We start from the raw sequence: 13,833 nt of genomic DNA on the forward strand, positions 1-13,833 counted from the left end.
GAGACTATTCCTCCTTATTTTCTATCAGTACATTCAATTGCTGCAATATGTTTTTTCCGCCTTCTGCCAGCAATTTTTCTGCTAAAAAGTGGCCTAAAGCGACAGCTTCTTGCTGAGGAGCCGTTTCACTGCAGTGATATGCGATTTTTCCGTCGGGAGAAGCAATAACGGCTTTCAACGTTATCACGGTGTCGTTTATACAACCGTATACACCGACAGGAATCTGGCAATTTCCTCCTATATGAGAGAGAAATGCACGTTCTGCCGTTACGGCCGCAACTGTAGGTGCATCATTTAAGGCGGCAATCAAAGAAAGGACAGCCGTATCTCCGGCTCTCGTTTCAATTGCCAACGCACCTTGTCCGACGGCTGGCAGGCATAAACTCATAGGGAGCTTTTGCGTGATGCGGCTTTCTTTTCCCAATCGCTGTAAACCGGAAATAGCTAAGACGATAGCATCATAATTTCCTTCATCAAGTTTATGCAACCGTGTGTCTACGTTGCCGCGCAAGCTGCATATAGTTAGATCGGGACGATAATGCAGCAGCTGCGCTGTACGACGCAGACTGGATGTGCCGATGCGGGCTCCGGCAGGCAGTTTATCCAAGGTACCGTATCGAGGGGATATCAAAGCATCTCCCGGTTCGGCGCGTTTCATAACAGCGCCGAGGACGAGTCCCGGCGGCAATATAGCCGGAACATCCTTTAAGCTGTGTACTGCAATGTCAATGCGGCCGGATAGTATTTCAGCTTCCAGTTCTTCTGTAAATAAGCCTTTGCCGCCGATTTTAGTCAGTGGTACATCCAGAATTTTATCTCCTTTAGTAAGGATCGGCTTTATTTGTGTAGATATATGAGGAAATTTTTTTTTCAGGGCATGTGCGGCAAAGGCTGTCTGCCATTGGGCAAGTTTACTGTTCCTCGTTCCGATAATCAAGTTCATGGAAGCTATTCTCCTTTGCTATATCCAGCTTAAATAAATCAGCCATAGCCTCGATTATGTGTTTTTCTTCCGGGGTTTCGGCGGCTTGTGCGGCACAAATCATAGGGTCACGCAGCAGTTTGCGTACAATCATGCGGGACATATGATCCAATATGCGGTATTGGTGTTCCTCTAATTCAGGAAGTTTTGTAATACTGCGTTTTAATTCGTGACGCCGGATTCGATCTGCTTTTTCAGCCAGCCGCACCATAACAGGACGAACCGAAAGGTACCGGAACCGTTCTAATAAGAAATCCGTATCCTCCCGGACAATAAGGGCGGCAGCAGCAGCTTCTTGACGGCGCAATTTTTCATTGTTTTGTACGGCAGACTCCAGCATATCTATGTTATACAGTGTTACGTTCTGCATGGAGCCTACCTTGGGATCTACATCCCGCGGTACGGCAATATCAATAAAAACAAGTGGTCGGCCGTTGCGGACAGTAAGAAATTGATGAACTCGCTGCGGATATATGACATAATGGGGAGCCCCCGTAGAAGTAATGACAATATCGATCTTGTCGGCGACAGATTCCACATTTCGAAAGTGCACGGCTGTACCTTCAATCTTGCCGGCCAGCTTGCGTGCTCGGTCCATATGACGGTTGACAACATAAATTTGATTAACTTTTTTGCCGCGGAAATTGCGTGCTGTTAATTCGGCCATTTGGCCGGCACCATATAGTAAAATGTTTTTATGTTCCACGCTGCCAAAGACTTGTTCAGCTAATTGTACGGCAGCGTAGCTGACAGAGACAGCATTATAAGCAATATGTGTATCTGTACGTACGCGTTTTCCTGTGGCAATAGCTTGATGAAAAAGTACATTTAAGATGGCACCGGTGGCATCACATGTATGGGCAAGTGTGTATGCTTGTTTTACCTGGCTGAGAATTTGGCCTTCACCGAGTACTAATGAATCCAGGCTGGAAGCTACTCGAAGAAGATGAAAAATACAATTGCTGCCGGTATAATAATAAAAATAGTTGGGATTGTCTTCCTTCGTATGAGTCAGATGGGAAAAAAATTCGTACAGCACTTGATTATTTTTCTTTTCATCATTTACAACGGCATATATCTCAGAACGATTACAGGTGGATAGTACAACGATTTCATCGATACCACTGTAGTCATCAAGCTGCAGGAGCTGATTGGCAATATCTTGAGAAGATACGGTAAAACGCTCTCTGATTTCAACGGGGGCGGTTTTATGATTGAGACCTAAAACGACTAATTGCATGACGTATTTGTTCCTCCGCTTCTTCAAGTTTTTCTTGACGCACTAGTTCCATGACCTCGTCCGTCAGTGCATGCTGCCAAAAGTTCTGGCGGTCTCGGCTGGAGAGGAAGGTCTGCTGTACTTCTTTTCTAAGAAGGGACAAACGGGTTAGCCAATGTCCATATACAGGCCCGTATTCCTCGGTCAAGATAATACGCATCCAGCGAGCTAATGCGGGAGAAGTGCCGTTAGTAGAAATGGTAATGGTTAAATCTCCCTGTCTGACAACGGCAGGAAGAGTAAAAGTGCAGAGAGCAGGGGTGTCGCAGACATTGACGAGTATATGTTGACGCTGTGCTTCTTCGGCAGCAAGCTGGTTAGCAACTATATCGTCGGTCGCACAAATTAGCAGTGTAAATCCCTTTTCATCACCGATTTCATATTTTTTCCTGCGCCAGTGAAGATCGCTTTCTGTAATTAGCTGTTCTATATCCTTTGTCACTTTCGGAGAAATGATCGTTACATCGGCAGATGCTGCAAGAAGTGACTGAATCTTCTGCAGGGCAATACTGCCGCCGCCAAGGACAGCACAAGGCACATTATCCAATCGTATATTGATAGGATACATAAAATCACCCCTTTAATATATATGTCTACTATTATATATTGTAACAGAGGCAAATGCACCTATATGTTGCAAGTGCAACACTTTTTTAGTGGAAAATTTAGAAAAATACTATAATATACCATAATCCAATTAAAAAAATGATAGGGAACATTCAAGCCTATATCATACTATACATATGGACTTTAACTAAATTATTTTATAAATTGCCATTATTTGTTAATATAAATAAAAATAGGGAAGGATTTACTTTATATGATATAGAATTAAACAAGAGCATACTGTATTTTAGCGATTTTGTTTTAAAAGCAGACATAAGCAACAAGTAAGTAGGAGGTGTTTTGTATGTAAATTTGCTGATCATACGTGGATAATTAACCAATTCATTGTCTAAGGGGGCATAGTTATGCGTTATGTATCAAAAAAGAAATTATCAATTTTTTGTCTGATTGTAGTGACCCCATAAAGTTAGACCTAACCGTAGTAGCATTTATTGCTGCTACGGTTTTTATTATGCTGCGACATGACGTAACCGATAGTTTACCGGACTTAACCAGCCAAGCTTTGATTTGATTCTACGGTTGTTATAATAGATGATGTATTTCTCAATTGCTTTTTGTAACTCTTCGAAGCTGTGATATGTACGGCCATAATATAGTTCCTGTTTTAAGAGTCCAAAGAAATTTTCCATCACGCTATTGTCAAGGCAGGTTCCCTTTCGGGACATGCTCTGATAAATCCGTTCTTCTTTTAAGCGACTAACATATCCTCCCATTTGATAGGCCCAACCCTGGTCGGAGTGAAAGGTCCGGCGATAAGGACAGTCGCCGGTTACCTCAATGGCCCGTTCCAAGGCAGACATGATTCCCTGTGATGACGGGCGTTTCGTAAAGCTGAAGCTGATAATCTCACGATTGAATAGATCCAGGAATGGATCAAGGTACGCCTTACGTGTAATGATGGTTCCTTTTGTGTCGATCTCATAATATTTAAATTCTGTCGTATCCGTGGTGATTTTCTGATGTGGGATACAGGTGTCGAATCGTCGGCGCAGACGGTTAGGCGCGACGCGGCCCACGGTTCCTTTGTAGGAATTATACTTACGGTTTTTGTGTATAAATGACGTAACCTGCAGCCCCAGCTTCTGAATCAGTCGTTGTACACGTTTTCGATTGATGAGAAGGCCCTCTTCATGCAGTTTCCCCCAGATACGACGATAACCAAAGTCCTTATCACTTTTACGGATGGCTATAATCTTTGCTTCTATATCTGCATCTGGAGAAGGCAGATCGAAGCGCTTCTGCCAGTACATATACGTTGCCTTGGGAAGCTTGGCAACGGCAAGGATATCTTTTAGTTTGAATGATCCTCGGAGACTGTGGATGATCCTTGCTTGTTTTTCTGCGCCTCTTCCGCTAAACGCAGTCTCCTCACTTCTTTTAAATATGCTACCTCAATTCGTAATTTGAGATTTTCTTCCTCGAGTTGTTTAAGTCTCTCCGTCTGCGCTTCTGGTGATGCTGGGTGGATAGTTGATTTATCTGACACCTTCGATCTCCTGCCTTTCCGTTGCGGTTTGAGGCCATCTACACCAACCGCACGATAACGCTGAACCCAAGAGGTTAGCATACTTGGCGTATGTATACCTAGCGAAAGAGCTAACTCGTTGTAAGATGACTCTGTACTTAGATATAACTCTACCGCATGTTGCTTAAATTGAAAAGAGTATGTTTTCTTCTGGCGTGACCGTTGAAGAGCTTGTGAACCGTTTTCACGATACACGGCAACCCATTCTCTGAGAACTTTGTTGCTAGGAATATGATACTTCTTTGATAATAGCATATAGCCTAATTTTCCTTGCAAATACTCGTTGACAACTTTCATCTTAAATTCAAAACTATATTTTGCCATAAAAAGCTGACCCCCATAAGCTAGATTTCTAGGTCTAACTTATGGGGGTCAGTACAGATTGCAATATGTGCCGGTGTTTTTTCATTTGGCAGCATGGAAAATACACAAGCCTGCAGTAGAATTTTATCTGCTGATAATGGTCAGGCCGTATTGGTAGGGCGTAATATGGATTGGCCGGAAAAAACGGATGTTGCGTTTTGGTTTTTGCCGAGAGGAATTAAAAATATAGGATTGAATGGAGAAAATTCCTTGAATTGGCAATCTAAATATAGTTCTTTGATTATTGCTTCGTCTGTACATGGACAATCTTTTGCTTCAGATGGAATTAATGAAAAAGGGTTGGAAGCTAATTTGCTATGGCTCGATGAAAGCAATTATGGCAAACGAGATGAAACAAAACCAGGATTATCTGTTGCCAAATGGGCGCAGTATATTTTAGATAATTGTGCTACGGTGGAAGAAGCGGTACATTTGACTAAGTCAGATCAATATACTATTGTGGATTTAAATGTTCCTATGTATATTCCCACAGTGGGTACCACTATGACTCGAGCATCGTTGCATTTAGCATTAGCCGATAAGACGGGAGACTCGGCAATTATTGAATATATAGATGGAAAAGCCGTGATTTATCATGACCGTAAGTATAAAATCATGACCAATTCACCGACTTTTGATAAGCAGCAGGAAAATTTACGGCAATATAAAGGGTTTGGCGGTACAAAGGAACTACCGGGCAATTCTACCCCTTCTGACCGCTTTGTTCGGGCCTCCTTTTATTTAAAAAATCTGCCGCAGCCGGGTAATTTGCGGGAGGCTTTGGCGCATATGTTTAGTGTGACGCGGAACGCCGCGCAACCGTATATCAAGACATTGGATCCCAAACACCCGTATACGGCGGCAACGATATGGAGTACCGTAGGAGATTTGACCAATGGATATTATTATTTTGAGTCGACAACGAGTCCTTTCCTAGTATGGGCTGATTTTTCTTCCTTTGACAATAATGCAGGAGCTCCGGCTATGAAACTTTCGTTAAGCGGTGACGTTGATTATAACGGAAATGTGTCTAATTTATTTAAGAAAGCAGATTCTAATGAATTAAAAGTACCGGAGTTTCATCATTAACGATACGTTGAAAGTCATAAATAAAAACAATGCAAAAATCACGCCAGAAGTCTATTTCTAGCGTGATTTTTGCAGTATGCACCATGCCGTAGTGTAATTATTTTACAGAAGTATAAGTTTTTCAGATCGTAATAGATGTCATGATAATCGGCAAGGTTGTTTGTACAAGGATAACCGGTACTGTCAAAATGGGCGGGACCTTGTTTATCCCGTGTAATATTTACAGTAATAGTATTGCAGTTGAAGTCGACGCGACACTCTTATTTTGATCAGTATATGCTTTTAATAGTGTCATTACCGAATAGAAGTCAATTACAGATTCCATTTGGGAATTGGCATTTTTCATAAGGAGGAGGAATCTATTGCGTGCGATATAGGTAGGGATCCTTGAGCAATGCAATGTGGTATAAAATAGGAAAATCAGTTCCAGGTTTCGTATTTGATTATTTCATCCAAGGATTTTCGCGGTCTGGGTAAGGGCATTTCATTTCCATATCCCAGCGTTACGATCCCGCAAACGTATATATCATTGGGGATGCCTAATATGGGACGCACATCTTTTTGTTCGAACCAACCGGTCCAACATGCCGCGAGACCTTGATTTTCAGCTTCGAGAAGTAGGTGTTCTATGGCAATGGAGGTGTCTCGGATACATTGTTTTAATTCCACTTCAGGGCTGGTTTCGTCTATATAGAGAGGGCGGCTATCAGAAATACGGCACTTAATATCCGTAGTACATACGATAAAAACGGGAGCTTCCATCATCCATTTTTGATTATGATCGGCCTGTACTAATTTTTTCTTTGTTTTCTCTGATTCTACAATGATAAAATTCCAAGGCTGGGTATTGCTTCCAGAGGGTGCTAAACGAGCACTTTCCAGGATTTTCATGATTTTTTCTTTTTCTACAATCCGATTTTGATATTTTCGTATACTTCTCCTGTTTTCTATCTGTTTCACGATAATCAACTCCTTTCACTTTTTATTATACTGTAGTTGTCAATTGTTTTAGCAAAAAAAATCCTGTGGGCAGGATAAACGGAGTTTCTGTTTCTGAATAGGTATAACAAAATACTTGAAAATAGAAATAGGCATATAGAATATAGAGGGACCGGTATGATATACTGGAATACAGAATCACTGCAGTGATATAATGATAGGTATATTATGACATTGCTGGTACATTTAATAATTACAAGACAAGATTGGAGATGATATATAATGGACAAGTGGGAGTTTGAATCGGCTGTGACTCGTTTTATTCTGGATGATAGAAGAAATATGGTTGAAAAATGTGTGTCGGTTTTTTGAATAGTACGCGAAAACGTTTTTCTCCTCGCTATGGGGATGGAGAGTGTCAATGCGAAGTTCCTTGTGAATATCAGATACCGGATAAAATAAGAAAGCAACAAAAGCGTAGTTAATTAAAGCGTAAAATAGATGGAGTTCTATGGATCGATAAAAAAAGAGGTGCGAAAAAATGAATAAATTTTTGAGTGAATTTAAACGATTTATTATGCGGGGCAATGTTTTAGACATGGCTATCGGTGTTGTCGTGGGAGCGGCATTTAGTAAAATTGTGAGCTCTCTCGTGACATACATTATTATGCCACCCTTGGGTGTTCTTCTCGGAGGTATTGATTTTTCTAATTTTTTTATTATATTGAGCACAACAAAACATGCAGGGACATTGGCGGAAGCTCAAGCACAAGGGATTCCAGTCATTGCCTATGGCGCGTTTATCAATACGGTTATTGAGTTTTTAATTATAGCCCTTGCGGTTTTTGTCGTAATCCGGCAGATTAATACTTTCTTTCCCAAGCAGAAGGAAGTACCCGCTGTTCGGCACTGTCCGTATTGTCGAGAACCAATTGCCGAAGAGGCAACCCGGTGCCCGCACTGCACTTCTGTAATATCGGAGTGATCACTAATGATATCCATGTACTGCTATGCGGCGGTATATTATAAATTCCAAACCCATACGTTCGATTACGTAAAAACATACGCAAGTGATAGAATCACCGTATACCGAACGATATATACGGTCGTATTTTTTCTTTGAGTTGAAGCACAACGATGTTTATCGTTTCGTTTAGATTATTCGGACTAGCTGATAAATCTGTGTCTTTTTGAACAGTCCCCTTAACTAATTGTCCCTGATTATAATAAATATTTCTGCTGCGGTCAAATATTCCGTTGTCGTTGTATTATGATAGGGTACTATATTCAAATAGAAGACAGGATATATGGTTATTGTTCCTGTATATCCTGTCTTTAAGCAGATTTTCATTGAGTGATTAAAGTAGGTGGAACGATTATATAGCAAGTAATTTGGAAGTTTTTGCTGCAATGAAAATCTACCTGACTATAGTATATTACAAAATATTCAAAAGAGAAATAAATATATCATAAAGATTTATGGCGGTTGCATTCTTGACATGGAAATATAAACGCTATATTATGAATTATAAATAAAAATATGGTTATTTATTTAAATAAGTAAAGCATAAGCGACGCTTTTAAAAATATATAAGAGTGGAGGCATGATTTTGGAAAAAATATGTTTTAGCAACGTAAATGTGGTAGATGTCAAAAATGCATGTATTTTAGAACATTATAATGTAGGAATAGCGGAAGGAAAAATAATTTCTGTTACAGCACAAAATGAGATGGATACATTGGATATGTCTGTTAAAAGGATTGACGGCACTGGCAAATATTTATGTCCGGGAGTAATGGATATGCATGTACATCTGGTTTGGGACGGAACATTGGCAGATCCGCTTACTGCCAATGTTATGGAAGGTCCATATATCGCTATGATCCGTGCATTGCATAATGCCCAGGATAGTCTGCGCAAAGGTGTTACGGTAGTTCGTGATGTTGGGTGTAATGGAGATGTAACTATCTTTTTGGCAGATGCCATGCGCAAGGGTTTGACTTGGGGTTGCGATATCATACCTTGCGGCAGTGCTATTACCGGTAGCTGTGGTCATGTACCATCTCTTTCACGAATCGCCGATACGGATGATGAGTTGGTAAAAGCTGTCCGTACGCTTAAAAATCTTGAAAATCATGCCGCTATAAAATGCCAATGGATAAAGGTGATGGCAACGGGGGGCGCTGCAGGGCCGGAAGATGTCGGCCCCTCTATGTACAGCTGCCAAAATTTATGTACGGTTGCAGAGGAAGCACATCGCCTCCACATGAAAGTAAGCGCCCATGCCTTGTCACGCGAAGGTATTTGTGCATGCATTGATGCCGGAATTGATACCATTGAACATGGAGCGGATATTCCGGAAGAAAAGATGGATATCATGTGCGAACGGGGACAAACTCTTATTCCCACGCTGTGGATTTATAAAGTATTAGCAGAAAGCAAGGGAATCGTAGATGATTATATGAATCAAAAAGCACAAAAGGTAGTGGAACAGCAAAAAATTACATTTAAGAATGCCATGGATAAAGGCGTACGCATTGCATTAGGAACGGATGCCGGATCTCCTAATTTTGGACCCCATCCCAGTGTTTATGGTGAAATGTATGTCATGAATGAATATGGCATGAGCCGGCAGGAAGTAGTGAAAGCAGCTACGATTATACCTGCTGAAGTATTGGGAATTGCTGATGCAAAAGGGTCTATAGAAGTGGGCAAAGATGGCGATGTCCTACTGCTGACAGAAAATCCTTTTGATAATCTTCATGCCTTTGAAACCGCTTTAGAATCAGTATATCAACGTGGTAAACGAATACCTGCTTTTGATTTTCAGTAAACTATAAAATAATTCGGGGGGCGTAATATGAATGTATCGGTAAGAGGGGAAGTCAGTATCGAAGAAAAAGTCGAAGCTGTACAAGCTCCGGAGTCCATATTTAAAGCGGTTTTAGCAGGTTCGATAGGAAATGCGCTGGAATGGTTCGATTATGGGATTTATGGGTACTTTGCAGCTATTATTTCTTCGCAGTTTTTTGCTTCAAAAGAACCGATTACGGCACTTATGCTTTCATTTATCGTCTTTGGCGTTGGCTTTGTCATGCGCCCAATCGGCGGCCTTGTTTTTGGTCATTATGCCGATCGCGTAGGCCGTCGAGCCGCATTGACCTGGACGATTGTATTGATGGGAATCAGTACGTTTTTTGTGGGCTGTATTCCCAGTTATTTAACGATTGGGATTTGGGCTCCGATTTTCTTGACCTTATGCCGACTGCTTCAAGGGATTTCCACGGGCGGCGAATGGGGAAGCTGTATGTCCTTTTTGGCCGAATACGCAACTCCCTATAATCGCGGATATATAGTGAGCTGGTCGGAATTTAGCATTGCTGTCGGTTTATTGATGGGGTCTGCATTAGGAACGGGGTTAAGTTTTGCATTAACTCCGGATCAGTTAACGAACTGGGGCTGGCGCATTGCCTTCTGGAGCGGTATTTTTATTGCTGCGTTTGGACTGTATACTCGGAAACATGTAGATGAAACACCGGAATTCAAGAGTGCGGTTCAGACGAACACATTACAAGAAACACCCTTGGTAGAAGTGCTGCGCAACTATAAGAAGGAAACATTTTTAAGTTTTGGGTTAGTTATTGGCTGGACAATTTCCTATTGGCTTGTGATGGCGTATATGCCTACTTACATTTCTAAAATATTGCAATTTCCCCTGACACTTGGGTTTTCATTGAATACCCTGCTGATTATTATTTTTATGATAGCCATTCCGTTTACCGGAAAATTAGCAGATAAAATAGGCAGGAGACCTGTCATCATGTATTCGGCGTTGGGCTTTGTCTTATTAAGCTATCCTTTATTCTATGCACTAAGCACGACAAAAAGTTCAATTGTTTTGATGGCCGTATTGTTTGTCTTTGCTGTGTTAGAAGCGTTGTTATGCGGTGGAGCCACGGTCTATATGACGGAAATTTTTCCGACAAATGTACGTTGCAGTGCGATCGCTATCGGATATAATATTGCAGTTGCTTGTTTTGGAGGAACCGCACCGTTTATTTCTACATGGCTGGTATCCGCAACGGGGAGTACCCTGTCGCCCACGTATTATTTAATCGCCGGGTCTGCGGTGACCTTTCTTGTCATGGTCTTTTTGGCGAAGGAAACCTATAGAAAACCATTAAAAAAGTAGTAGGACAACATATGTCTGCAGCACCGGAACGAGGGTAGTCATATGGTGACTTTTTTGCTATATCGAGTACATGCGAGCCGTAGCATATATTTTTATCACACAATATATACGGGTAAGACCGCCATAAACCGCAGTCTTACCCGTATTTGCAAATAAACTGTCTTGTACCTTGTAGCGGTAGCCGTTGCAGAAAATAATATACGGCATCCGTAAAAAAAATAGTAAATACAGCCGATATTTAAAACAATATAGTATTAATTCATAGTATAATATAAAATATATACTACTGCTGAGTATCTGAATTTAGCAATGACGGGAGGAGATTTTGATGAAAGTACTTATGATTAATGGCAGTCCGCATGAACATGGTTGTACGTATATTGGATTACAGGAAGTAGAAAAAACATTGCAAAAGCATGATATTGAAACCGAAATTTTTTGGCTGGGAAATAAACCCGTATACACATGTATTGCCTGCGGCAAGTGTGCAAAAACAGGAACCTGTGTTTTTACGGATGATGTGGCCAATCAAGTGGTCGATAAAATTAATGCAGGAATGGATGGATTAGTCATTGGATCGCCTGTTCACTTTGCTTCGGCTACTGGAATAGTAACGGCAGTTATGGACCGTGTATTCTGCTGTGTGAAAAAAACAGTGCAAAGGAAAGTGGGTGCCGCTGTCGTATCTTGCCGCCGCGGCGGTGCAGCAACTACGTTTGATCAATTAAATAAATATTTTTCCATTACCAATATGCCAATCGTGCCTTCTTTGTATTGGAATCAAATCCATGGGAATACACCCGAAGAAGCAAAACAGGATTTGGAAGGAATGCAGACGATGCGAATCTTGGGTGAAAATATGGCATGGCTTATGACATGTCTGGCTATCTGCGGCAGAGCGGGTGTTCCGGAACCGCAGTATGAAGATAAAATTATGACTAATTTTATACGGTAACGATGCCGTCGTATCTATAAAAAGCTTTGTAACCGACAGTGAAAAATAGAAGTATGCGTAGTTCTAATAATAGAGAAATACTTGTGGGCAGTATGGGATACAATTAAAAAAGAACCTACTATGTGCTGCAGTTTTTTATACGGACTGGAAAAGAATGTAATCGCCGAATTACCGAAAGCTGATATTTTTGACTTTCCATCGGCATATGAAAAGTTTAGCATGGCATATCCTTGGTACCTTACAAAATATAAATAAAACTACAGAGCGGTTCAAAAATAGTTATATAAGTGGAATATATTTTTCCTATATTTCCTCATGAAACAGGCTAACCTTGTATTCCGTCTTACTTTTTCAATGCAGGGATTCTTTTGATGAATGAAGCGATTGTGGTAATCAGTTGCGGAACAACAGGCAGGTGAGGGTTGCTATAGGTTGCAATCTGATCGGCTGTATCCATTGCGGACAATTTTAGCACATGATTCATGCCATTGATCATCACAAGTGTGGCCTTGGGAGCTGCTAACTTTAATATACGTCCATTTTCTGGAGCTACTTGGATATCGTGTGTTCCCTGTACCAAAAGAACGGGCATATTTAATTTGGAAATTTCTATTGCAGGGTCATATCGGAATTCAGAAATCAGGTAGGGCTGAACACTGGGTCGAAACAGGATGGCAAATGAAGAATCCGGTATCGGTACGGTGTGGCCTTTTTCCAGTTCGGAAATGATGCATTTGCTTTGAAGGTAGTATTCCTTTGAGGTGTTCTGCTGCAGTTGTTCTAATAAAATAGTTTGCAGTGATTTCCCGGGACCAGCAACAGAAATAAATGCATCCGCAGCACATTGCCGGGCGGCAGTCGCACCAATCAGACTGCCTTCACTGTGCCCCAGTACGATAACGGAATAAAATCTCGGGTCTTTTTTTAGATAATATATCCATTTGGACGCGTCCTGTATATAATCTTCTATTGTCAAAGCCGATTCTTTTAAGGCGGGGAATCGGCTTTCTCCAATGCCTCTTTTGTCATACCGAAGGGTCGCAATGCCTTTTTCAGCAAGCCCTTCTGCTAGTAGTTTCAGTGAGTTGTTTTGTCCGGACAGGCTGCTGTTTCCATTCCTGTCAGTAGGGCCGGAACCAGCGATCAGCAGTACGACAGGACACTGCTTCTGGGATGGCGGCAATACCAACGTTCCTTTTAGTGTCCCCTGTTTTTGAGTTATTTGGACTTCTTCCTTCTGTATTCCGGCAGCAAGGCCGGTGACGGGAACAGCAATAAGCAGACATAGCAGCAATGTCTTGAAAAACCGGTTCCCAGTACTCATTGAATGTTTCATGACGCATCCACTCCTTTGAGATAATTATAACACAGAATAGAAAAATGATATGACAGGCAGTGTAATTTTCCGGTAGTTATAAAAAAAGAGGACAAAGCAGAAGGGTAGTGGGCTTTGTCCTCTTAAACAGGGTTCCTAGAAATGTGATGGGCATTTTTACCAGGAGGTGTCTCTATTGAAACACATAAGAAACCTGTTTATTCTATTATAAGGAAAATAAGAAATAAAACAAGCATTTATTAAAAATAAATAGATAAAATCAATAATATTAATTAAAATATAGGTATATTTATTAAATTATATAAAGATGCCGTTTGCCATTTAATACATAGCAGGAAAATGAAAAAAGACCGAATATGTGGTTGTTGTTCCTCGTATTCGGTCTCAAAGCAGATTTTCATTGACTATGTAAATCATGCATTGCAATGCGTAAAAGCGATTGGTAAATTTTGTGTCATGTGCCAGTTGCAAGGTGTGCGATAGTAATAAAAATCTACTTATCCATAGTATAATACAACGTATTTTTAAAAAGTAGTAACTATATA

General features: G+C 40.9%; 11 protein-coding genes. 5 read left to right on the forward strand and 6 right to left on the reverse strand.

Annotated elements, in window-relative coordinates; genetic code table 11:
• Nucleotides 1-4: 4 nt before the first annotated feature.
• The 4 genes from hemC to NXG62_RS13560 form a co-directional block, all read right to left on the reverse strand.
• Entirely contained in the window at nucleotides 5-943 is a 939-nt protein-coding gene (gene hemC / locus NXG62_RS13545; protein ID WP_427112938.1) for a hydroxymethylbilane synthase, read from the reverse strand.
• A complete protein-coding gene (gene hemA / locus NXG62_RS13550) occupies nucleotides 912-2,222 on the reverse strand; it encodes a glutamyl-tRNA reductase (protein ID WP_427112939.1) in 1,311 nt (436 codons plus the stop codon). The genes hemC and hemA overlap by 32 nt, the downstream gene beginning before the upstream one ends.
• Nucleotides 2,191-2,829: a precorrin-2 dehydrogenase/sirohydrochlorin ferrochelatase family protein gene (locus NXG62_RS13555; protein ID WP_427112940.1), complete on the reverse strand. Its 639-nt coding sequence runs from the start codon at nucleotides 2,827-2,829 to the stop codon at nucleotides 2,191-2,193. The genes hemA and NXG62_RS13555 overlap by 32 nt, the downstream gene beginning before the upstream one ends.
• Before the next feature lie 508 nt (nucleotides 2,830-3,337).
• Nucleotides 3,338-4,737, reverse strand: a protein-coding gene (locus NXG62_RS13560) for an IS3 family transposase (protein ID WP_427111916.1) whose coding sequence is annotated in 2 segments (ribosomal slippage) — nucleotides 3,338-4,243 and nucleotides 4,246-4,737 — 1,398 coding nt in all. Because the reading frame shifts where the segments join, the coding sequence is not laid out codon by codon here.
• 93 nt (nucleotides 4,738-4,830) lie between these two features.
• Here NXG62_RS13560 and NXG62_RS13565 point away from each other — a divergent pair.
• A complete protein-coding gene (locus tag NXG62_RS13565; RefSeq protein WP_427112941.1) occupies nucleotides 4,831-5,865 on the forward strand; it encodes a linear amide C-N hydrolase in 1,035 nt (344 codons plus the stop codon).
• A 420-nt stretch (nucleotides 5,866-6,285) separates the two neighbouring features.
• Here NXG62_RS13565 and NXG62_RS13570 read toward each other — a convergent pair whose 3' ends face one another.
• Complete coding sequence (locus tag NXG62_RS13570; RefSeq protein WP_427112942.1) at nucleotides 6,286-6,825, reverse strand: nitroreductase family protein; 540 nt, start codon at nucleotides 6,823-6,825, stop codon at nucleotides 6,286-6,288.
• 520 nt (nucleotides 6,826-7,345) lie between these two features.
• Here NXG62_RS13570 and mscL point away from each other — a divergent pair.
• The 4 genes from mscL to NXG62_RS13590 all read left to right on the forward strand — a co-directional run bounded on the left by mscL (nucleotide 7,346) and on the right by NXG62_RS13590 (nucleotide 11,952).
• Entirely contained in the window at nucleotides 7,346-7,789 is a 444-nt protein-coding gene (mscL, locus tag NXG62_RS13575; RefSeq protein ID WP_427112943.1) for a large conductance mechanosensitive channel protein MscL, read from the forward strand.
• A 625-nt stretch (nucleotides 7,790-8,414) separates the two neighbouring features.
• On the forward strand, nucleotides 8,415-9,638 hold the full coding sequence (locus NXG62_RS13580; protein WP_427112944.1) for an amidohydrolase family protein: 1,224 nt from the start codon (nucleotides 8,415-8,417) through the stop codon (nucleotides 9,636-9,638).
• Between the two features lie 27 nt (nucleotides 9,639-9,665).
• Entirely contained in the window at nucleotides 9,666-10,997 is a 1,332-nt protein-coding gene (locus NXG62_RS13585) for an MFS transporter (RefSeq protein ID WP_427112945.1), read from the forward strand.
• 328 nt (nucleotides 10,998-11,325) lie between these two features.
• The gene (locus NXG62_RS13590; protein ID WP_427112946.1) at nucleotides 11,326-11,952 is read left to right on the forward strand and encodes a flavodoxin family protein; all 627 of its coding nucleotides are present in this window, start codon (nucleotides 11,326-11,328) and stop codon (nucleotides 11,950-11,952) included.
• A gap of 343 nt (nucleotides 11,953-12,295) precedes the next feature.
• On the opposite strand, the gene NXG62_RS13595 is transcribed toward NXG62_RS13590, so the two are convergent.
• Nucleotides 12,296-13,288: an alpha/beta hydrolase gene (locus NXG62_RS13595; RefSeq protein WP_427112947.1), complete on the reverse strand. Its 993-nt coding sequence runs from the start codon at nucleotides 13,286-13,288 to the stop codon at nucleotides 12,296-12,298.
• Nucleotides 13,289-13,833 lie beyond the last annotated feature (545 nt).

Source organism: Megasphaera sueciensis (assembly GCF_050219315.1).
Lineage (GTDB): Bacteria > Bacillota > Negativicutes > Veillonellales > Megasphaeraceae > Megasphaera_A > Megasphaera_A sueciensis.